This is a genomic window from Mesorhizobium sp. M0410 (genome assembly GCF_040321435.1).
Taxonomy (GTDB): domain Bacteria; phylum Pseudomonadota; class Alphaproteobacteria; order Rhizobiales; family Rhizobiaceae; genus Mesorhizobium.
In genome coordinates this window covers 55,604-76,678 of the sequence record NZ_JAMYRN010000007.1, presented here as the reverse complement: position 1 = coordinate 76,678, position 21,075 = coordinate 55,604, and the positions used below count along the sequence as shown (strand labels likewise).

The following is a 21,075-nucleotide window of genomic DNA, read 5'->3' as shown; positions in this document are numbered from 1 at the left end:
CTTTCTGCATCAGTCGGCCGTTCCTATTCGGCAGCCGCTACGTGCTGCCGGCTTATTCCGCGCATGAACTCCTCGAGCACTGCCGCCTGCTCACGGCTGAGACGCAGGCCGCGCTTGGTCCGGCGCCACAATACATCCTCGGCAGTCATTGCCCATTCGTTTTCGGCGAGGTAGCGCACCTCGGCTTCGTAGAGATCGGCGCCGAAGTTGCGGCCAAGATCGACGTTCGATTTGGCGAGGCCCAGCAGCTTCCTTGCGCGGGTGCCGTAGAGCCGGGTCAACCGGCGGGCCAGCCGGGCGTCGAGGAACGGGTACGCCGTTTTCAGTTTCGCCAGCTCGGTATCGAAGCCAGTGACGGGAAAGTCACCGCCCGGCAGCGGCGCGTTTGCCGTCCATGGCTTGCCGCGCCTGCCGAGAAAACCCTCGATCTTCTCGAGCATCGATTCCGACAATCGGCGGTAGGTGGTGATCTTGCCGCCAAAGGCATTGACGATCGGGGCGGCACCCTCGCCTCCATCGGCCTTCAGCACATAGTCGCGGGTGGCTTCCTGCGCCTTTGAGGCGCCATCGTCGTAGAGCGGGCGCACCGCGGAATAGGTCCAGACGATATCCGACGGCTTGACCGGCTGCGCGAAATATTCGCTTGCCGCAGCGCAGAGATAGTCGATCTCGACATCACTGATCCTGACGTCGTGCGGATCGCCGGGATAGTCCCGGTCGGTGGTGCCGATGAGCGTGAACTCGTCTTCATAGGGGATGGCGAAAATGATGCGCCCGTCCTTGTTCTGAAAGAAATAGGCGCGTGGGTCGTCGAATTTCTTGCCAACGACGATGTGGCTGCCTTGCACGAGGCGTACATTGTGCACGTCGTTCAAGCCGACGGTGGCCGACAGCACCTGATCGACCCACGGGCCGGCGGCATTGACCAGCAGCCGCGCCTTGACCTCCTCGGTATCGCCGGTCCGCACGTTTTCAAGCCTGACCGTCCAGAGATTGCCTTCGCGGCGTGCGCTGACGACCTTTGTTCGGGTTCGAATGGTTGCGCCGCGTTCGGCAGCGTCGCGGGCGTTCAACACAACCAGCCGGGCATCGTTGACCCAACCGTCCGAATATTCGAACGCCTTTCGAAACAGCGGCTTTAGCGGTTTGCCGGCCGGATCCTTGGCCATGTCCAGCGTTTTCGTCGGCGGCAGCAATTTGCGCCCGCCGATATGGTCGTAGAGGAAAAGCCCGAGACGAATCAGCCAGGCCGGACGCAGCCCCTTGGCGTATGGCAGCACGAAGCGCATCGGCCAGATGATATGCGGCGCGTTCCTCCACAGGACCTCGCGTTCCATCAGCGCTTCGCGCACCAGGCGGAACTCGTAGAATTCGAGATAGCGCAAGCCGCCATGGATCAGTTTGGTCGAGCCGGAAGAGGTTCCGCTGGCCAGATCGTTCATCTCGGCAAGAAATACCGAAAACCCACGCCCAACGGCATCGCGGGCGATGCCGCAGCCATTGATGCCGCCACCGATGACGAAAATGTCATGGATCGGTGATGCGCCCAAACAATCCTCCCTCGATTTCGCATTGCAGCATTTTTGGGTTCTTGCGAAACCGTACGGGAATTATTTCGAAATGATAACGAATGTCAAACGATATATGATTGGCGACAGGATGCCGCAACGGCATCTCTAGGAGAGCGACGTTTCGATCAGCTGAACTTCTGCCTCCTGGCAGATCTTACGCACCGATGGGATGTCGCAACGATCGGTGATAAAGGTGTTGACCTGCGACAGATGGCCGATGCGGACGGGCGCGGTGCGCTCGAACTTGGTCTGGTCCGACACGAGGATCACATGCCGCGCGTTGGCGATGATCGCCTGCGCGACTTTCACCTCGCGAAAATCGAAGTCGAGCAGTGCGCCGTCGTGATCGATGGCCGAGGCGCCGATCACCGCAAAATCGACCTTGAACTGCCGGATGAAATCGACCGCTGCCTCGCCGACCACACCGCCGTCGGAACCGCGTACGACACCGCCGGCGATCACCACCTCGATCGAAGGATAAACGCGCATCCTATTGGCAACATTGATGTTATTGGTGATGACCATCAAGCCGCTGTGATCGAGCAGCGACTTGCTGACAGCTTCCGTCGTTGTTCCGATATTGATGAAAAGAGACGCGTTGTCGGGGATCAGCCGGGCTGCTGCGCGGCCGATCGCCTCCTTCTCCTCGGCGGCGATCTTGCGCCGAGCCTCATACTCCATGTTCTCGATGCCGGACGGGAACAATGCCCCGCCATGAATGCGAGACAAAAGCCGCTGGTCGCAGAGATCGTTGAGATCCTTGCGGATCGTCTGCGGCGTCACGTTGAAATGCGTCGCCAACTCCTCGACCAGTACGCGGCCATGGTCCTTGGCCATCTGGATGATTTCGGAATGACGCGGCGACAGATACATCTAGCAACCTCTCGTTTTCGTTTTACTTGTCTATAACGGAAAACGAAAGCCATGAACAGGAAGATCAGGTGACTGCAAGAAAAGCCCCGGCGCACCCTCGATGATGCCGGTCAGCCCAGGCCGCGCGCAATTTCAGTAATGACCTCGAAAGCAGTATCGACATCCGCCGCTGTCGTTTCGAACTGCCCGACCTGAAAGCGGATCGCCACCTTCCCGTCCACCCGGGTTTGCGTCAGGTAGATGCGGCCGTCATCGTTGATCGCGCTGACCAACCGCAAATTGTGCTCGTCAGAGTCGGCGCCCGCAGCCGCGAGATGCCGGAACGAGAACAGCGACAGCATCGGCTCGGTGACGATCTCGAAATCCGGTTCCTTTGCCAGCCTTGCGGCGAGGCTCTCGCTCCAGGCGACATGGTTGCGGACCATGGTCCGCAGATTTTCCAAGCCATGTGCACGCAGCAGGAACCAAAGTTTCAGCGCGCGGAACCTCCGGCCAAGCGGCACCGACCATTCGGAGTAGTTGATGACTCCGTCGCGGCCATGCGTTTTCAGGAATTCGGGCTTGATCGCCAGCGTGCGCACGAGGTCTTCCGGCTGACGGATGAACTGCATCGAGCAATCGAACTGTGCGCCCAGCCATTTATGCGGGTTGAAGACAATGGAATCCGCATGTTCGGCGCCTGCCCAGAAATGCCGGAACTCGGGGCAGATCATGGCGGAGCCAGCCCATGCGGCATCGACATGCAGGTAGAGCCCGTGCCGCTTAGCCACCGCGGCAACAGCCGCCACATCGTCGGTGCCGCCGGTACTTGTGCCGCCGACGCTGGCGATGATCCCCGCCGGCAGCATGCCGTTTTCGCGGTCGGTGACGATCGCGGCTTCCAGAGCCGCCGTCTGCATGGCGCGGAAGCGTCCGGCGACCGGAATGCGCACGAGGTTCGCCTCGCCGATGCCCGACACCCAGATCGCCCGGTCGATGGAAGTATGGACTTGGCCGGAAGAATAGACCCGCACGACCGGCTGGCGTTGCAAGCCGTTCTTGTTACCTTGCCAGTCGAGCGCGCGCTCGCGCATGGTCAGCACGGCGGCAAGCGTCGCCGACGAAGCCGAATCCTGCATGACGCCGGAAAATCCCTCCGGCAGACCAAGCGCCTGCCGCATCCAGTCGACGACACGCGTCTCGAGTTCGGTTGCCGCCGGCGAGGTCTGCCAAAGCATGCATTGCGCGGCCATGGCGGCAACCAGATACTCGGCCACGACCGAGGCCGGTGCCGCATTGGCCGGGAAATAGGCGAAGAAACGCGGATGCTGCCAGTGCGTCATGCCCGGCAGAATCTTTTGCTCGAAATCGGCGAAGATTGCCTGCATCGTTTCGCCATTTTCCGGCGGTGCGACATCGATGCTTTTGAAGATTTCGCCCGGCTCGACAAACGGCCGCACCGGTCTTTCGCGAAGGCTGTCTCTGTAGTCGGCGCCCCATTCGGCCGCTCGCAGCGACCATTCGCGGAATTCGTTGCTATTCATCTTCGCCTCCGTAGCGGCTCGTCGAGCCGCCATCAAAGAGCACGAAAAACGAAGGTTTTCATTCGGGAAAATCAGGCAAGCTGGCAAAGGCAGTCTTCAGCGCGTTCGACCAGCTATCCGAGATCGTGCGATAATATTGATCATCCTGGGTTATTCGCTTTTTGAGGCCGACCTTGAAGGTGTCCTTTTCATAGAACAGCAGGTCGAGCGGCAGGCCGACCGACAGGTTCGACTTCAGCGTCGAGTCGAACGACACAAGCAGCAACTTCACCGTCTCGGCGAAACTCATCGTCCTTTCATAAGCGCGGATGATGATCGGCTTGCCGTATTTGGTCTCACCGATCTGGAAGAACGGCGTGTCGTCGGTGGATTCGATGAAATTGCCTTCCGGATAGATCATGAACAGGCGCGGCGCGCTGCCCTTGATCTGACCGCCGAGGATGAAGGAGGCGTTGAAATAGGAATCCGCCTTTTCGCCCGCCGGCGACGAACTGGCGATGACCTCCTTGACGGTGTCTCCGACCAGCCGCACTGTCTGGTACATGGAAGGCGTTTCGAGCAGCGTGGCACGGCGCTCCGCCACTGCCTTGGTGCGTTCGTCGAGCAGGCTGACCACGGCCTGCGTCGTCGCCAGATTGCCGGCCGACATCAAAACGATGACGCGCTCGCCCGGCTCTTCCCAGACATGCATCTTCCTGAAGGTCGAGATCGAATCCATGCCGGCGTTGGTGCGCGTGTCCGACATGAACACGAGCCCGCGATCGATCTTCAGGCCGACGCAATAGGTCATCGAATCTCTTTGGCAACAATCTTGGCGGAGATTACTGCTCCACGGTGACGGTGACGGCAAGCTGTTCTTCCGCCTGTCCCAGCCGAATTCCCGATACCGGTGTGGCGTCGCGATAATCGCGGCCAGTCGCCACCTTTACATAACGCTCGTCGGGAGAAATGCCGTTGGCGACGTCGAAGGCGACCCAGCCGAGGCCCGAGACATGCGCCTCGGCCCAGGCGTGGCTTGCCGCCTGCTCGATCGCTGCATTCATCATAAGGTAGCCACTGACATAGCGCGCCGGAAAATCCATGGCGCGCGCCGCCGCAACGAAGATGTGGCTGTGGTCCTGGCAAACGCCGGTCTTGAGCGCCAGGGCCTCTTCGGCCGGCGTCGTCGCGTTGGTGGTGCCCGGCGTATAAGCGACGCGCTCGCCGATCATCGCCATCAACCGGTGCAGCCTTTCGATGTCGGTGCCCTTGCCGACCGAGGCAGCAAGCTCGCGAATGCCGCTGCCGATCATCGTCAGCGGCGTTTCGTGGCCGAACAGCCAGAGCGGCACGAAACCCTGGTGCGGCCCGCAGACGCCGGCGGTGTCGCGCGTCACCACTTCGCCGGCTGCTTCGACGGTGATGAAGTCGCGCTCGCCCTCGACGCTCAACAGCCGGGTATCATTGCCGAAATGGTCGGTGAAGCGCACTTCCTCGCGTGCGCCTTCGATCTTCAGCGCCCAGGACAGTACCGTCTGGGTGCGCCCGTTTACCGGGAGCAGCCGCAAACGCTGCAACAAATAATGCACCGGCGCATCGTAGCGGTATTCGGTCCGGTGGGTGATCTTCAGCCGCATCGCACTCGTCCCTGGAGCATGAGCTTTTCCGAAAACCGGTCTCCGCTTTTTGGGGTCATGCTCAATAGAACCTGTAATCCTGCGCGATCTCGTCGCCGAGTCTGGTGTTGTCGCGGATGAAATTGGCCAGGAATTCATGCAGGCCGGCGTCGAAAATATCCTTGATCGAGCCGGCGGTAAGCATGGCCTGGGTCTTGGCAGCCGTCGCATGGCAGGCGTGGCGCTCACCATAGTCGTCACCCAGGAATTTGAGATGCTCCGTCAGGAAGCGATAGCAAAAGGTCAGCGAGCGCGGCATGCGGACATTGAGGATCAGATAGTCGGCGATGTTGCTCGGCTTGTAGTCGGCGTCATAGACCCAGCGGTAGGAGCGGTGCGCCGATACAGAGCGAAGGATCGATTCCCACTGGTAGTTGTCGAGCGTCGAGCCGACCCAGGAAATCGACGGCAACAGCACGTAGTATTTCACATCCAGGATGCGCGCGGTGTTGTCGGCGCGTTCGACATAAGTGCCGAGCTGCGAAAAATCGAAAATCTCATTGCGCAGCATCGTGCCGTAGAACGAGCCGCGGATCAGCGCCGTCTCGCGTTTGATTGCGTCGAGCGCGTTGGGCAGGTCGCGCTCGTCGATCGGCTTGGCTAGCATCCGCTTCAGCGACATCCAGGCTTCGTTGATGCTTTCCCAGGTTTCACGCGTCAACGCGGTACGCACCATGCGGGCATTGTTACGGGCCGTTTCGATAGACGACATCGTGCTCGACGGGTTCGATGTGTCGCGCAGCAGATAGTCGGCGACATTGGCGGCGGTGTAGTCGGAATATTTCTGCGTGAAGCTGGCGTCCGAACCGGCGCTAAGCAGCACCGAATTCCACTCCTCCGAAGCGTTCTGAGTACGGGTTAGCGCCATGCGCAAGCCAGCATCCACCAGCCGCGCCATGTTTTCCGCCCGCTCGATATAGCGGTTCATCCAATAGAGCCCGTTGGCGGTGCGACCGAGAAGCATGTCAGGCGGCCCTGAGGCGAATGGTGGACGGTGGACGGTGAATGGTGACTATCCAGAACCTAAGCCACGATGCCGCGTGCTTCATTTCAGGGCATTTCACCAACATTACGACCCATATCCTTATCTATTCACTATTCACTACTTCCACTCTAATCATCCAACACCCAGGTATCCTTCGTGCCCCCGCCTTGCGAGGAATTGACGACCAGCGAGCCTTCCTTGAGCGCTACTCGGGTCAGCCCGCCGGGCACGATCTGGATACGGTCGGAAACCAGCACATAGGGGCGCAGATCGACATGACGCGGCGCCAGCCCCTTGTCCGTCAGGATCGGACAGGTCGACAGCGCCAGCGTCGGCTGAGCAATGTAGTTCGATGGTTTTGCCGCGAGCTTTTTGGAAAAATCCTCGCATTCCTTCTTGGTCGCCGCCGGACCGACCAGCATGCCGTAACCGCCGGACCCGTGGACCTCCTTGATGACCAGTTCATCAATGTGCTCGAGCACGTATTTCAGGCTGTCCGGCTCCGAGCAGCGCCAGGTCGGGATGTTGCCGAGCATCGCCTTGCGGCCGGTGTAGAATTCGACGATCTCGGGCATGTACGAATAGATCGCCTTGTCGTCAGCGATGCCGGTTCCCGGCGCATTGGCGATCGTGATGTTGCCGGCGCGGTAGACGTCCATAATGCCCGGCACGCCAAGTGCCGAGTCGGGGCGGAAGGTCAGCGAATCGAGGAACGAGTCGTCGACACGCCGGTAAAGCACGTCGATCTGCTTGTAGCCCTCGGTCGTGCGCATCGCGACATGGCCATCGACGACGCGCAGATCCTGCCCTTCGACGAGCTGCACGCCCATCTGGTCGGCAAGGAAAGCATGTTCGAAATAAGCTGAGTTGAAGCTGCCCGGCGTCAGCACGGCAATCGTCGGCGTGCCCTTGGTGCTTTGCGGCCGTACCGCCGCCAGCGACTGGCGCAGGAGCTGCGGGTAATTCTCCACCGGCCGCACCTTGATCTGCTGGAACAACTCGGGAAACAGCTGCATCATCGTCTCGCGGTTTTCCAGCATGTAGGAGACGCCGGACGGCGTGCGCGCATTGTCCTCCAGTACGTAGAACTCGTTCTCGCTAATGCGTACGATGTCGACGCCGATGATGTGGGTATAGACGCCGGCCGGCGGCCGCACCCCGATCATCTCGGGCAGGAACGCCTCGTTCCTGGCGATCAACTCCTTCGGCACCCGGCCGGCGCGCAAGATCTCCTGGCGATGGTAGATGTCGTCGAGAAAGGCGTTCAGCGCCTGGACGCGCTGCTCGATGCCTTGCGTTAGCCGTCGCCATTCATTGCCCGAAATGATGCGCGGAACGATGTCGAAGGGTATCAGCCGCTCCGATGCTTCCTGCTCGCCGTAGACGGCGAAAGTGATGCCTGTCTTGCGAAAGACGCGTTCGGCGTCCTGCATCTTCTCGGTAAGTCTGGCCGGGTCCTGTTCCTTCAGCCAGCGATCGTAAGCCGAATACGGTTTTCTCAGCCCGGAAACTTCCGGAAGCATTTCGTCGAACGCTGCCAATCGCATACTCCCCTGTGACGCCATTTCACTGGCCTCGCTGGAGAAAATCAAGCGCAATCGGCGATTTGGCGGGCGCCGGCGATCAGTATATCGCGGTTGCCTAAAATTAAGGCAGCACCAATAGGGCCCTGATCAGGCTTTGCCTTGTGTCCGGGCAAATGTCGGATGGAGATCAAAACGCGCGAAAGGTGACGACCGTAAACGTATCCTTGATTCCCGGGAGAATCTGCACTTTCTCGTTGACGAAGTGGCCGATGTCTTCCTCGTCGTCGACATAGAATTTGGCGAGCAGGTCGTAGTTGCCGGCTGTCGAGTAGATTTCCGAAGCAATCTCGGCATCGGCCAGGGCGCTGGCAACGTCGTAGGCCTTGCCCAGATCGCACTTTATCTGCACGAAAAATGCCTTCATTGCCTGGTCCTGTCCAACATCGCACGCTCTAATCGAGCGGCCCTTGTGGCAGACTGCCGCCCGGCTTTCAAGCATCGCCAATCGCTCAGGCTGTCTCGCCTCGACAATGCTTTCTCGGCTCGGACACGGACTGCCACGCCGAATGTTTACGCTCGGCTGAAACCCTGAAGCACGGCAAAGCGTATGGTATCATGTACCTTCAGGCAGCGATTTCTCGGGGACAACGGAGACAGGCCATGCGCCGCGCGTTTTTCGCATTCACAGTCCTTCCATTCATTTTCGCATCCCAGGCCTTTTCTGGCGACGCCGAAGTCAAAGCGGCGCAGACGGTCATCGATGGTCAGTTGAGGGCCTTCATCGCCAATGACGGAATGACGGCCTACAGCTTTGCCGCACCGAATGTGAAGCGCATCTTTCCGACCGTCGATACCTTCATGAACATGGTGACCAACGGCTATCCGCCGGTGCGCCAGCCGCAGACCTACTCCTTCGGCAAGGTTCGCGAGACGAGCCCGACCTCGATCATCCAGCAAGTGCTGATCGTCGGCCCGGATGGCAAGGACTACGAGGCGGTCTACACGCTCGAACTACAGCCTGACGGCAGCTTTCGGATCACCGGCTGCAGCCTGCGCGCGTCCACGTCGCTCAGCACTTGAGCCTTCGATCACCTCACTGGGACATCGCCCCGCCTCCAGCTTTCGGAAATCTCAGCTGAGCGTGCTTCCAACCTGCCAGCCTCGATCGCTTCACGAATGTCGCGCATCAGCTGCTGGTAATAGGACAGATTGTTCCAGGTAAGGAGCATCGCCCCAAGTGCCTCTTGCGAGCGCACCAGATGGTGCAGATAGGCGCGCGAATAGTCGCGTGCGGCCGGGCAGTCGCTTTCCTCATCGAGCGGACGCGGATCGTCGGCATGGCGGGCGTTGCGAAGATTGACCTTGCCGCGCCGCGTGTAGGCAAGACCGTGGCGCCCTGCCCGCGTCGGCATCACGCAATCGAACATGTCGATGCCGCGCGCTACCGACTTCAAGATGTCGTCCGGCGTGCCGACACCCATCAGGTAGCGCGGCCGCTCAACCGGCAGCTCCGGGCAAGTGATGTCGAGCATCTCCAGCATCACCGCTTGCGGCTCGCCGACAGCCAGCCCGCCGATCGCGTAGCCCTTCAGCTCCATTGCCTTCAGCGCCTGCGCCGAGCGCAGCCGCAGATCCGGCACGTCGCCGCCTTGTACAATGCCGAACATCGCCTTGCCGGGCTGCTCGCCGAATGCCGTCTTGCAACGCTCGGCCCAGCGCAACGACAACTCCATGGCACGCTCGATCTCGTTCTGCTTGGCCGGCAGAGCCGTGCATTCATCGAGCTGCATCTGGATGTCGGAATCGAGCAGCCCCTGGATCTCAATCGAACGCTCCGGCGACATCTCGAAGGCGCCGCCGTCGATATGCGAACGGAAGGTCACGCCGTTCTCGGTCAGTTTCCTCAGCTTCGATAGCGACATCACCTGGAAGCCGCCGCTGTCAGTCAGGATCGGATGCGGCCAGCGGGCGAACTCATGCAGGCCGCCGAGCCGCGCCACGCGCTCGGCGCCGGGTCTCAGCATCAGGTGGTAGGTATTACCAAGGATGATGTCCGAGCCGACGCCGCGCACCTGATCCATATACATGGCCTTCACCGTGCCGCCGGTACCGACCGGCATGAAGGCAGGCGTGCGGATTTCCCCGCGCGGCATGGTGATTGCACCACGCCGCGCCCTGCCGTCGGTCGCCAGCACCTTGAAGGTGAATGCGTCAGTCATTGAATTCCCTAGCCATCGAACTCCTTGTCAAATACCGGCGCGTCCGCAGCCTGCTTATCGAGCGATTGACGGTAGCGGATGCAGCCGCGCATGAATTTCGGCCACGGCGGCACGGCAATCGCCGGCTCGGTCTTTTCGGGCAAAAGCGACCACAGGTCGGGATGATGCCAGCACAGATCATGGCCGGTGGCGTCGCGGTGTTGGCGGATGCCGGCGCGTAATTTCCTGACCTCGCCGATCAATGCTTCGCGGTCGAAGGTTTCCAGGTCATCGTCCATTACTATCCTCCCTGAACAGAAGACTTGCGTCTCCATAGGAATAAAACCTGTAGCGATTCTCGATGGCATGCGCATAGGCCGCCCGCATCGTCTGCAAACCGCAGAAGGCCGAAACCAGCATGAACAGCGTCGAACGCGGCAGATGGAAATTGGTCATCAGCATGTCGGCGGTCTTGAAGCGATAGCCGGGGGTGATGAAGATGTCGGTCAGGCCTGACCATGCGGCCAGCCTGCCCTCCTCGCCAGCCGCGCTCTCCAGCAAGCGCAGCGATGTCGTGCCGACAGCGATAATGCGCCCTCCTTTTGCTTTCGCCGCATTCAGCGCCTCGGCGGTTTCCGCGCTGACCGAACCGGTTTCGGCGTGCATCTTGTGGTCCGCGGTGTCGTCCGCCTTCACCGGCAGGAATGTACCGGCGCCGACATGCAGCGTGACGAAACGGCGCTCTATGCCCTTGGCGTCGAGCGTCGCAAACAGCTCCGGCGTGAAATGCAGCCCTGCCGTCGGCGCGGCGACCGCGCCCTCCTCCCTAGCATAAATGGTCTGATAATCGCTGCGGTCGCGTTCGTCGTCGTCACGTTTGGAGGCGATGTAGGGCGGCAGCGGGATGTGGCCGACAGCGTGCAGCGCCTCGTCGAGGAACGGACCTGACAGGTCGAAGCCGAGCAGCACCTCGCCGCCTTCCCCCTTCTCGATCACGGTCGCATCGAGTTGGCCGAGAAAGCAGGAATTGGCATCATGACCGAAATGGATGCGATCTCCGGCGGCGATGCGCTTGCCCGGACGCATGAAGGCGAGCCACCGGTCGGGCGCCACCCGCATATGCAGCGTGGCTTCGACCTGCGCTGCTGCTTCGCCGCGCCGCCTGATGCCCTTCAATTGTGCCGGAATGACCTTGGTGTCGTTGAAGACCAGCACATCATCACCGGCCTTGAGCAGGGCCGGCAGGTCGCGCACCGTCAGGTCTTCGAGCCCCTCACCCGGCCTGACCACCAGCATCCTGGCGCTGTCGCGCGGCTCGGCTGGGCGAAGCGCGATGCGTTCTTCCGGCAGATCGAAGTCGAAAAGGTCGACGCGCAAGAAAACCCCGCCTCAAGGTTCCGGGCAGGTCACCGCCCAGGCACTGACACCGTCAATGCTCAACGTGCCGCCCATTGCGAAACTGGACTGCTCGCTGGCCTTGACCAGCCGCAATTTGGCGACGATCGAGCTGAGGCCCTCATCAGTGAGATCGATCAGCATGCGCTCGTCGTCTTCGAATGCCTGTCCAACGATGACTTTCGTTGAGCCTGGCTGGCCGTCCGTGGTCCATGTCTTGCCGCCGGCATCCAGCCACACCCGCGCCACCGCAATGACGGCCGTGTGTCCCATCAAAACATCAATCGATGCCGCGCCGCCGTCGGCGCTGCAAACGATCGATTCCGTCGCCAACGCCGGAGTGGCCGCCGCGACGAGCACAAGTACGATGGCCGCGACAGCCCGGCTGGTCATTTCACGTCGGCCGCGACCTTGAGCGATACGATCTTGTCGGGGTCCTGCACCGGTTCGCCGCGCTTGATCTTGTCGACATTGTCCATGCCTTCGATGACCTGGCCCCATACAGTGTACTGGCGGTTGAGGAAGGCGGCGTCGTCGAAGCAGATGAAGAACTGCGAATTGGCCGAGTTCGGGTTTTGCGAGCGCGCCATCGAACAGGTGCCGCGGCCATGGTTGGCGTTGGAGAACTCGGCCTTCAGATCGGGCTTGTCGGAACCGCCAGTGCCGGCGCGCGACGGCGCGAAAGACGGCTTGTTGGAATTGCCGAACTTCACGTCGCCGGTCTGCGCCATGAAGCCGTCGATGACGCGGTGGAAGACCACGCCGTCATAGGCGCCTTCGCGTGCCAGCTCCTTGATACGGCCGACATGGCCGGGCGCCAGATCTGGAAACAATTCGATGACGACCTTGCCCTTCGTCGTGTCCATGATAAGCGCGTTCTCGCGGTCCTTGATTTCGGCCATGTCAGAAATATCCTTTTGAAACTTGGGTTTACTTGCCGTCGGCGGCGATGCGCACCTTGATCATGCGATCGGGATCGGTCACCGTCCCGTTCTGCGCCTCGTCGCCTTTCTTGATGTGGTCCACCAGCTCCATGCCGCTGACGACATTGCCAACGATGGTGTACTGGCCATCGAGCGGCGGTGCCGGCGCGAACATGATGAAGAATTGCGAATTGGCGGAATTCGGATCGTCGGAGCGGGCCATGCCGACCACGCCGCGCTGGTAGTGCTCGGTGCTGGAGAATTCGGCCGGCAGGTCGGGAAGATCGGAGCCGCCGGTGCCGACAGCGTCGGCATTGAAGCCGCTCTTCATGTTGCCGAACTTGACGTCGCCGGTCTGCGCCATGAAGCCGTCGATGACGCGGTGAAAGGCGACGTTGTCGTAGGCGCCCTGGCGCACCAGCTTTTTGATCTGCGCGACGTGTTTCGGCGCAAGGTCGGGCCTCAGCGCGATGGTCACGTCGCCGTCCTTCAGCGTTACGATCATGGTGTTTTCCGGATCAGCGGCAAAGGCCGACACGGATGCGGTCACAAGACCGGCAAACACGGCAAGCAAGAAGGCAAGCTTTTTCAGCTGCATGGATCTTTCTCCGAATATCTTCGTTCATGCATGTCGTTACCCAAAGCCGGGTTCCACTTTTGGGTGACATGCATTTATTTCGCGAATTTGGCGGCGAGCGCGCCGGCCACGGCCGCCGGCACGAAGGGGCGGATGTCGCCTCCCATCGAAGCTATCTGGCGCACAAGTGTGGCGGTAATGGTGCGCACCGAGGGGCTGGCGGGCAGGAACACCGTCTGCAGCTCCGGCGCCATGGTCTCGTTCATGCCGGCCATCTGCATCTCATAGTCAAGATCGGTGCCGTCGCGCAGACCGCGGATCATGATCGAGGCGCCATGCTTCCTGGCCGCATCGATGACCAGCCCGTCGAAGGCGACCACTTTGATACGCGCACCGTCGCTGCCGAATTCCGCCTTCGCGGCCGTTTCGATCAGGCCAACCCGTTCCTCGAAGGAAAACAACGGCTTCTTGCCGGGATGGGTGCCGATCGCCGCATAGATTGTATCCGCCACGGCCAGCGATGCCTTCAGCACGTCGAGATGGCCGTTGGTCAGCGGGTCGAAAGAGCCGGCATAAAGGGCGATGCGTTCGGTCATGGCAGGTGCTTCTAGCGAGCCTCTCTCCTAAAGGCAAATCCGATCACCAGCCCGCCTGTTGAACCCTTTGGCCGACGTAAACGACAGATGAATGTGCCGCTCACAACAGCTTCACGCAGTGTTCACTAAGTTGCAGCTGCAGAAGATGAAACCAAACACCCATCTAATCGTTGTTAGGCGCAGGAGAACACGCACATGCTGATCTACATGCTTGCCACCGCAATGACCGTCGCCATGCTGATCGCTACCGTATTCGGGTTGCATCAGGAGGCACAGCGCGTCCGCGCCAAGGCCAATACCAAGCAGTTCGAAGGCTTCGGCATCCGTAGGCCTTATCGGCATTTCTAGAGCGTTTGCTGACAACGCCGGACCGACCTATCGGGCTGGCGGCGTCGTGGCAACTCACTCGACGTTGTTGTTGTCAGGCTCCCCACCTTCGGTAGCAGCGCCGCTTTCAGCCTCGACACTCTCTTCGATCTCTTCGTCTGCCTGCGGCTCCGAAATCCGCTCCACCGAAACGACCTTCTCGCCCTCTGCGGTATTAAAGATCGTAACGCCCTTGGTGGCGCGGCTGGCGAAACGAATGCCGTTAACCGGGACGCGAATGACGGTTCCGCCATCCGAAACCAGCATGATCTGATCATCATTGCCGACCGGGAAGGTCGCCACCAGACGGCCGATTTCGGCCGTTTTCGAAACGTCGGTAGCGCGGATACCCTTGCCGCCGCGACCGGTCAGGCGGAAATCGTACGACGACGAACGCTTGCCGTAGCCATATTCCGTCACCGTCAGCACGAACTGCTCGTGTGCCTTGAGGAATTCGTAGCGCTCGTCGGAAAGCTCCGCCTCTTCGCCGACCTCTTCGTTGGTAAGCTGGATTTCTTCCTCCTCACCGGCGGCGATGTCGGCGGCGAGCCGGCGTTCAGCCACCACCCGCTTAAGGTAGGCGGCACGTTCCGCCGGCGGCGCGTCGACATGCTCGATCACCGCCATCGAGATCACCCGGTCGCCATCGGCCATGGCGATGCCGCGCACGCCGACCGAATTGCGGCTCTGGAAGACGCGTACGTCGCTGACCGGGAAGCGGATGCACTGGCCGGAACTTGCCGTCAAAAGCACGTCGTCATTATCGGTGCAGGTCTCGACGCCGAGGATCTCGTCGCCTTCCTCGTCCAGCTTCATGGCGATCTTGCCGTTGCGGTTGACCTGGACGAAGTCCGACAGCTTGTTGCGACGCACGGTGCCGCGCGTGGTGGCAAACATGACGTCGAGCTCGCCCCAGCTCGTCTCATCCTCCGGCAGCGGCATGATCGTGGTGATGCGCTCGCCCTGTTCGAGCGGCAGCATATTGATCAACGCCTTGCCGCGCGATTGCGGGTTGCCGATCGGCAGGCGCCAGACCTTTTCCTTGTAGACGATGCCACGCGAGGAGAAGAACAGCACCGGCGTGTGCGTGTTGGCGACGAACAGCCGGGTGACGAAATCCTCTTCCTTGGTCGACATGCCGGAGCGGCCCTTGCCGCCGCGGCGCTGCGCCCGGTAGAGCGACAGCGGCACGCGCTTGATGTAGCCGGAATGGCTGACCGTGACGACCATGTCCTCGCGCTGGATCAGGTCCTCGTCTTCCATGTCCGCCCCGCCCTCGGCGAGCTCGGTGCGGCGCGGCGTGCCGAACTCGTCGCGCACGGCGATGAGCTCGTCCTTGACGATCTGCTGGACGCGGGCGCGGGACGACAGGATGTCCAGGTAGTCCTTGATCTCGTCGCCGATCGTGTTCAGCTCGTCGGCGATCTCGTCGCGGCCGAGCGCGGTTAGGCGCTGCAGGCGCAGTTCGAGGATGGCGCGCGCCTGCTCCTCGGAGAGATTGTAGGTACCGTCCTCGTTGATGCGATGGCGCGGGTCGTCGATCAGAAGAATCAGCGATTCCACGTCGCCCGAAGGCCAGCGCCGCTCCATCAACTGCTCGCGCGCCGTCTGCGGGTCCGGAGCGCTGCGGATCAGCTTGATGACTTCATCGATATTGGCAACAGCGATGGCAAGGCCGACCAGCACATGGGCGCGGTCGCGCGCCTTGCGGAGCAGGAATTTCGTGCGCCGGCTGATCACCTCCTCGCGGAAGGCGACGAACGCCTTCAGCATGTCGGTGAGCGTCAGCAATTCCGGCTTGCCGCCGTTCAGCGCCACCATGTTGGCACCGAAGGACGTCTGCAGCGGAGTGAAGCGGTAAAGCTGGTTGAGGATGACGTCGGCGACGGCGTCGCGCTTCAGTTCGATGACGACGCGGTAACCCTGGCGGTCGCTCTCATCGCGAATGTCGGAAATGCCCTCGATGCGCTTGTCGCGCACCAGTTCGGCCATCTTCTCGATCATCGATGCTTTGTTCACCTGATAGGGAACCTCGGTGATGACGATCGATTCACGGTCGTTGCCGCGCGCCTCGATGTTGACGCGGCCGCGCATGACGATGGAGCCGCGGCCGGTCGAATAGGCGCTGTAGATGCCGGAACGGCCAAGCACGATGCCGCCGGTCGGGAAATCCGGTCCCGGAATGATCTCCATCAGCGCCGGAAGATCGATCGCTGGATTGTCGATGAGGGCAATGGCGCCGTTGCAGACCTCGCCCAGATTGTGCGGCGGGATGTTGGTGGCCATGCCGACGGCGATGCCGCCGGAGCCGTTGACCAGCAGGTTCGGAAAGCGCGCCGGCAGGACTTTCGGTTCGCTGCCCGACGCATCGTAAGTGTCCTGGAAATCGACGGTGTCCTTGTCGATGTCTTCCAGCAACTCATGCGCGACCTTGGTCAGCCGCGATTCCGTGTAGCGCATCGCCGCCGGCGGATCGCCGTCGATCGAGCCGAAATTGCCCTGCCCGTCAATCAGCGGCACGCGCAGCGACCAGTCCTGCGCCATGCGCACCAAAGCGTCGTAGATAGAGGCGTCGCCGTGCGGATGGTATTTACCCATCACGTCGGCGACCGGGCGTGCCGATTTCACATATTTACGGTTCCAGTGATAGCCGCTCTCATAGGCGGCGTAGAGGATGCGGCGATGCACCGGCTTGAGGCCGTCGCGCACGTCCGGCAGCGCGCGACTGACGATCACGCTCATGGCGTAATCGAGATAGGAGCGCTGCATCTCCTCGATGATGGATATCGGCTCGATGCCGGTGGGGCCGCCGTCGGCGCCGCGCGGTGTCTTCTGGTCGGTCAAATCGGATCACAATCTAATCAGGAATCACTTGGTGCTTATATAGGAAGCCGGCCCGAAACTCCAACAATCGCGGCAGTTTTCCAATGTGGTTTTTAGCGGCAAATTCAAAAGGATACACCAATTGCGACGATATGGCCGTGGCACCCTTTCACCGGCGTCGCCGGCGGGCGCGATAAGTACCCGGCGCCTCGCCCATCAGCCGCCGGAAACGGCGGTTGAAGGTTGATAGATCGTTGAATCCCGCCGCAAAGGCGATCGCCGAAATTGTGTTATCTGACGTCCGCAGCCGCACGGCTGCCCTGTGCAGCCGCGTTCTCAGCAGGAATTGGTAGGGCGTCATGCCGGCAACGTGCCGGAAGGTGCGCAGGAAATGGTAAGGGCTGGTGGCGGTCTCGTCGGCGAGTTCGGCAAGCGAGATCGGCCGGTCGGCATCGACTTCAATGCGCCGCACCGCTTCGGCGACACGCTTCTGGTCGCGGCGGCTCGGGGTCCGTCCCCGATCCGTGGCGCTGCAAGCCGCTGTTACCGCGGCACCGGCAATGCGCAGGGCGAGTTCCTCGAACGCGCCGGTGTCGGCCATCTCGCGCGCCGCCTCCGCTTCGGCGAGCAGCGGCACCAGCGCCGGCAAGGGCGGCAGGCGCGGCGTGCTGAAATCGAGCGTCTTGGCGCCCGGCACGTCGGCGACGATCCGCTCCATACAGGCCGGTCCGAAATGGAAGGAGAGGCAGCGGTCGCCGGCGCCATGCTCGTGCCCGCACTCGTAGCATGTGCCGGGATTGCCGAGCAGGAGCGCGCCCGGCGCCAGCATCGCCGTGCCTTGGCGGGCACGATAGCGGAAGGTGCCGCTGGTTACGGCAGCAACGCAGAAATGCCGATGCTCCTCCTCGAATGGCCTGTCGGCGGCGCTGGCGGTGCAGATGACATCCGACACCTGCCAGCCTCGGCCCGACGCCAGCCTATGCGCGCTCGTCGTCATCGCCCAAACATAGCAATTTTTCCCAAGCGCAGAACCCCTGCCGGCCTCTATGCTTGCCGGTCTCCTGACAAGATGAGAGCGAAGCCATGTCCAATTCCTTTGCCAAGGCCCTGCACAGCGATGGGCCCACACCGGCCCTTGCCGAGAAACTGAACCTTTACGGCCGCTTCGTCGGCGCCTGGACGTTCGACGCCACGCGCCATCTCGAAGACGGTCAGGTGCTGACCGGGCGCGGCGAGGTGCATTTCGGCTGGGTCCTTGAAGGCCGCGCGATCCAGGACGTATGGATCCTGCCAGCTCGTGACGCTGGTTCCTCCCCTTCGCTCGGCAAATGGACCTTCTATGGCACGACGTTGCGCGTCTATGACCCAGGCGTCGACGCCTGGCACATCTTCTGGAGCGACCCGCGCAACCGGTATTACAGCCGCCAGTTGGGCCGCGTCGAAGGCGACACGATCGTCCAATTAGGCGCAGACGGCACCGGCCCTTCGGTACGCTGGAGCTTTTCCCGGATCACCGGAGATTCCTTCCGCTGGCTGGGCGAGCGTTCGTTTGACGACGGCGCCACCTGGCGTCTCGAAGTCGAGTTTCTGGCGCGCCGCACCGCCAGCCCCTGATCCGCACGGTTTCCACTGGCTTCGCTTTGCTCTACCAATCCCGTTAACCGGCATTGCCGGCGGGGAGGGTCAGCATGCCGAGCTTCGACAGCCTGTTCAACGCCTTCGTCACCATACTGGTGACGATCGATCCGCCCGGCCTGGCGCCGCTCTTCCTTGCCGTGACCCGCGGCATGAACCGCGAGGAGCGCAACCAGGTCTCCGTGCGCGCCTCGATCATCGCTTTCCTGGTGATGGCATTGTTCGCAATCGCCGGCGCGTCGATCCTGTCGGTCTTCGGCATCACCCTGCCGGCCTTCCGCGTCGCCGGCGGCTTTCTGCTGTTCTTCATCGCCTTCGAAATGGTGTTCGAGCGCCGGCAGGACCGTAAGGAGAAGATCGGCGACGTCGCCATCACCAGGGACATGATCCACAACATCGCCGCCTTTCCGCTGGCGATCCCGCTGATTGCGGGTCCCGGCGCGATTTCGGCGACCGTCCTGCTCTCAAGCTCGTTTCAGGGTTTTGGCGCGCAGACAGCCCTTGTCGGCATCATCGCCATCTGCCTCGTCATCACCTACCTGGTGTTCGTGCTGTCAGAGCGCATCGATCGTATCCTCGGCCAAACCGGCCGTTCGATCCTGACACGGCTGCTCGGCGTCATCCTGGCGGCGCTCGCCATACAGTTCGTCGCCGACGGCATCAAGGCGCTGATGGCGACCTAGGAACTGCCCTACTTCGCTGTCGTTTCAATGACTTCGAAGTCATGGGTAATCTCGGCAGTCTTGGCCATCATTGCCGAGGCCGAGCAGTATTTCTCGATCGAAAGCCCGATCGCCCGCTTCACCTTGTCGTGTGACAGCGCCCGGCCCTTGACGACAAAATGCATGTGAATGCGGGTGAACACCCTGGGATCGGCTTCTGCACGGTCGGCATCGAGTTCGACCACGCAATCTTCGACCGCCTCGCGCCCCTTTTCGAGGATATGGACCACGTCATAGGCCGAGCAGCCTCCGGTGCCGATCAGCACCAGTTCCATTGGGCTCGGCCCCGGCGTCTTGCCCTCCAGCCCGAACGCCGTGCCTAGCACCAGCTTGTGCCCACTGGCGGACTCGCCAACAAAAGTGCGCTCCTCCACCCATTTGACCCTTGCTTTCACTTGATACGTCCTTTCACCGCTCAAACGCACAACGTCCCGAAAATCCAAGACAGATTTTCGGGACGCCATTTCGTGGCCAAGGTGCTGGCGCTTGTCGCCGCAAGGGCAGTCCGCCCCGAGAAATCAGAACGGGATTTCGTCGTCCAGCTCGCGCGATGAACCACCGCCGCCGCCCTTGTTGGCGCCACCCCGATTGAAACTTTCGCCCGGGCCGGACTGGCCGAAATCGGAACCGCGGCTCGCACCGCCACCGGCATAGTTGCCGACCTGGCCGCCGCCCTCGCCCCGTGCGTCGAGCATCTGCAGCTCGCCGCGGAATTTCTGCAACACGATTTCAGTCGTATAGCGGTCATTGCCGGTCTGGTCCTGCCATTTGCGCGTCTGCAGCTGGCCCTCGACATAGACCTTCATGCCTTTCTTCAGATACTGCTCGGCCACCTTGGCGATCTGGTCGTTGAAAATCACGACATTGTGCCACTCGGTCTTTTCCTTGCGCTCTCCAGATGTCTTGTCGCGCCAGCTTTCCGACGTCGCGATGCGGATATTGACGACCGGGTCACCCGAATTCAGGCGGCGGATTTCAGGGTCCGCCCCGAGGTTGCCCACCAGAATGACCTTGTTGACGCTACCCGCCATGACACTTCTCCGCGCTCATCCGAAACCAAATTCCTTGTCGCTCCACCTTACAGGCTATGGACAATCCCTGCCTGCCGTGGCTGCCTTTTCCCACAAGGTTTTTGTTCTCTTTTCGTTCTAGTTTAAAGGTCCTGCACTGTCAATAGATGTCAGTAACAAGTAGGGTCTTGGCGCCGAATTTTCCACGAACCCTGAGATCGAGGCGAACTCAATGAAGATGGTCGAGCATGACGATCAGCCGCAAGAAGAATGGCGGACGGGAGTAAAGACCCGCATGCATGTCTCGGCCTGCAACGGCGCAACTCAACTTTGCATATTTGAACAATGGGTCGAACCCGCGGTTGGCGCCCCGACACATTGGCACCCGGTCGAGGAAGTGCTTACCGTCATCGCTGGCAGGGCCGAGATGTGGATCGATGACGAGCATCTCGTCTTGACTGCCGGACAGTCGCTTGTTGTTGCCGCGCACAGGCAACATGGCTTCCGAAACGTCGGCTCCGAACTGCTTCATATCCATGCCGTGCTCGCGTCACCAGTTTTTGAGGCAACGTTTAACGGATCGCCAGACATGGTGAGACGCTGGCTTCCGACGCGTTTGTAAAATCTCGCCCGTCGCAAAAAACACTGCCTGTCTTAAAAACGCGACTTGCCAAACCGATAAGTATCGACTTATGCT

At 61.2% G+C, this 21,075-nt stretch carries 24 protein-coding genes; 5 read left to right on the top strand and 19 right to left on the bottom strand.

Annotation, left to right across the window (positions count from 1 at the left end):
* Positions 1-23 precede the first annotated feature (23 nt).
* From glpD to NKI63_RS11840, 8 genes are all read right to left on the bottom strand, one after another.
* Positions 24-1,550, bottom strand: a complete 1,527-nt coding sequence (gene glpD, locus NKI63_RS11875) for a glycerol-3-phosphate dehydrogenase (protein ID WP_352508449.1) — start codon at positions 1,548-1,550, stop codon at positions 24-26.
* 126 nt (positions 1,551-1,676) lie between these two features.
* A complete protein-coding gene (locus NKI63_RS11870; protein ID WP_254817352.1) occupies positions 1,677-2,444 on the bottom strand; it encodes a DeoR/GlpR family DNA-binding transcription regulator in 768 nt (255 codons plus the stop codon).
* A 110-nt stretch (positions 2,445-2,554) separates the two neighbouring features.
* The gene (locus tag NKI63_RS11865; protein ID WP_352508448.1) at positions 2,555-3,967 is read right to left on the bottom strand and encodes a pyridoxal phosphate-dependent decarboxylase family protein; all 1,413 of its coding nucleotides are present in this window, start codon (positions 3,965-3,967) and stop codon (positions 2,555-2,557) included.
* A 58-nt stretch (positions 3,968-4,025) separates the two neighbouring features.
* Positions 4,026-4,757, bottom strand: coding sequence for a proteasome-type protease (locus tag NKI63_RS11860; protein ID WP_254817354.1), 732 nt, complete (start codon positions 4,755-4,757; stop codon positions 4,026-4,028).
* A gap of 31 nt (positions 4,758-4,788) precedes the next feature.
* Complete coding sequence (locus NKI63_RS11855; RefSeq protein WP_352507888.1) at positions 4,789-5,583, bottom strand: transglutaminase family protein; 795 nt, start codon at positions 5,581-5,583, stop codon at positions 4,789-4,791.
* 61 nt (positions 5,584-5,644) lie between these two features.
* Entirely contained in the window at positions 5,645-6,586 is a 942-nt protein-coding gene (locus NKI63_RS11850; protein WP_023674885.1) for an alpha-E domain-containing protein, read from the bottom strand.
* Positions 6,587-6,735: 149 nt separating this feature from the next.
* Entirely contained in the window at positions 6,736-8,148 is a 1,413-nt protein-coding gene (locus tag NKI63_RS11845) for a circularly permuted type 2 ATP-grasp protein (RefSeq protein ID WP_352821593.1), read from the bottom strand.
* Between the two features lie 172 nt (positions 8,149-8,320).
* The gene (locus NKI63_RS11840) at positions 8,321-8,557 is read right to left on the bottom strand and encodes an Lrp/AsnC ligand binding domain-containing protein (protein ID WP_023674883.1); all 237 of its coding nucleotides are present in this window, start codon (positions 8,555-8,557) and stop codon (positions 8,321-8,323) included.
* Positions 8,558-8,793: 236 nt separating this feature from the next.
* Between NKI63_RS11840 and NKI63_RS11835 the strand changes: the two genes are divergently transcribed.
* A complete protein-coding gene (locus tag NKI63_RS11835) occupies positions 8,794-9,213 on the top strand; it encodes a DUF4864 domain-containing protein (RefSeq protein WP_352688286.1) in 420 nt (139 codons plus the stop codon).
* An 8-nt stretch (positions 9,214-9,221) separates the two neighbouring features.
* Here the strand turns inward: NKI63_RS11835 and tgt are convergent, their stop codons facing one another.
* From tgt to coaD, 7 genes are all read right to left on the bottom strand, one after another.
* A complete protein-coding gene (tgt, locus tag NKI63_RS11830; RefSeq protein ID WP_352821590.1) occupies positions 9,222-10,352 on the bottom strand; it encodes a tRNA guanosine(34) transglycosylase Tgt in 1,131 nt (376 codons plus the stop codon).
* An 8-nt stretch (positions 10,353-10,360) separates the two neighbouring features.
* The gene (locus tag NKI63_RS11825; protein ID WP_352507885.1) at positions 10,361-10,630 is read right to left on the bottom strand and encodes a hypothetical protein; all 270 of its coding nucleotides are present in this window, start codon (positions 10,628-10,630) and stop codon (positions 10,361-10,363) included.
* Positions 10,620-11,708: a tRNA preQ1(34) S-adenosylmethionine ribosyltransferase-isomerase QueA gene (gene queA / locus NKI63_RS11820; RefSeq protein ID WP_352507883.1), complete on the bottom strand. Its 1,089-nt coding sequence runs from the start codon at positions 11,706-11,708 to the stop codon at positions 10,620-10,622. The genes NKI63_RS11825 and queA overlap by 11 nt, the downstream gene beginning before the upstream one ends.
* Before the next feature lie 12 nt (positions 11,709-11,720).
* Positions 11,721-12,119 (bottom strand): hypothetical protein, encoded by a 399-nt coding sequence (locus NKI63_RS11815; protein ID WP_352507882.1) that lies wholly within the window; start codon positions 12,117-12,119, stop codon positions 11,721-11,723.
* A complete protein-coding gene (locus tag NKI63_RS11810) occupies positions 12,116-12,628 on the bottom strand; it encodes a peptidylprolyl isomerase (protein ID WP_254817363.1) in 513 nt (170 codons plus the stop codon). The genes NKI63_RS11815 and NKI63_RS11810 overlap by 4 nt, the downstream gene beginning before the upstream one ends.
* 28 nt (positions 12,629-12,656) lie before the next feature.
* Complete coding sequence (locus NKI63_RS11805) at positions 12,657-13,247, bottom strand: peptidylprolyl isomerase (protein ID WP_254817364.1); 591 nt, start codon at positions 13,245-13,247, stop codon at positions 12,657-12,659.
* A 74-nt stretch (positions 13,248-13,321) separates the two neighbouring features.
* Positions 13,322-13,822 (bottom strand): pantetheine-phosphate adenylyltransferase, encoded by a 501-nt coding sequence (coaD, locus tag NKI63_RS11800; RefSeq protein ID WP_352507881.1) that lies wholly within the window; start codon positions 13,820-13,822, stop codon positions 13,322-13,324.
* A 195-nt stretch (positions 13,823-14,017) separates the two neighbouring features.
* On the opposite strand from coaD, the gene NKI63_RS11795 reads away from it, so the two are divergent.
* Positions 14,018-14,170, top strand: coding sequence for a hypothetical protein (locus NKI63_RS11795; RefSeq protein ID WP_352478968.1), 153 nt, complete (start codon positions 14,018-14,020; stop codon positions 14,168-14,170).
* 54 nt (positions 14,171-14,224) lie between these two features.
* Here NKI63_RS11795 and gyrA read toward each other — a convergent pair whose 3' ends face one another.
* Positions 14,225-17,032, bottom strand: coding sequence for a DNA gyrase subunit A (gene gyrA, locus NKI63_RS11790; protein ID WP_352507880.1), 2,808 nt, complete (start codon positions 17,030-17,032; stop codon positions 14,225-14,227).
* A 148-nt stretch (positions 17,033-17,180) separates the two neighbouring features.
* Positions 17,181-18,008 carry a helix-turn-helix transcriptional regulator gene (locus tag NKI63_RS11785; protein WP_352507879.1) on the bottom strand — a complete coding sequence of 276 codons (828 nt, stop codon included), beginning with the start codon at positions 18,006-18,008 and terminating at the stop codon, positions 17,181-17,183.
* Between the two features lie 86 nt (positions 18,009-18,094).
* On the opposite strand from NKI63_RS11785, the gene NKI63_RS11780 reads away from it, so the two are divergent.
* Both NKI63_RS11780 and NKI63_RS11775 read left to right on the top strand, forming a co-directional pair.
* A complete protein-coding gene (locus NKI63_RS11780; RefSeq protein WP_352507878.1) occupies positions 18,095-18,625 on the top strand; it encodes a hypothetical protein in 531 nt (176 codons plus the stop codon).
* 74 nt (positions 18,626-18,699) lie between these two features.
* The gene (locus NKI63_RS11775) at positions 18,700-19,329 is read left to right on the top strand and encodes a MarC family protein (RefSeq protein ID WP_254817370.1); all 630 of its coding nucleotides are present in this window, start codon (positions 18,700-18,702) and stop codon (positions 19,327-19,329) included.
* 8 nt (positions 19,330-19,337) lie between these two features.
* Here the strand turns inward: NKI63_RS11775 and NKI63_RS11770 are convergent, their stop codons facing one another.
* Both NKI63_RS11770 and NKI63_RS11765 read right to left on the bottom strand, forming a co-directional pair.
* Positions 19,338-19,763: an OsmC family protein gene (locus NKI63_RS11770; RefSeq protein WP_352507877.1), complete on the bottom strand. Its 426-nt coding sequence runs from the start codon at positions 19,761-19,763 to the stop codon at positions 19,338-19,340.
* A gap of 123 nt (positions 19,764-19,886) precedes the next feature.
* On the bottom strand, positions 19,887-20,399 hold the full coding sequence (locus NKI63_RS11765) for a single-stranded DNA-binding protein (protein ID WP_352448761.1): 513 nt from the start codon (positions 20,397-20,399) through the stop codon (positions 19,887-19,889).
* 211 nt (positions 20,400-20,610) lie between these two features.
* Here NKI63_RS11765 and NKI63_RS11760 point away from each other — a divergent pair, with 211 nt between their 5' ends.
* Positions 20,611-21,000, top strand: coding sequence for a cupin domain-containing protein (locus NKI63_RS11760; protein ID WP_352478972.1), 390 nt, complete (start codon positions 20,611-20,613; stop codon positions 20,998-21,000).
* Positions 21,001-21,075 lie beyond the last annotated feature (75 nt).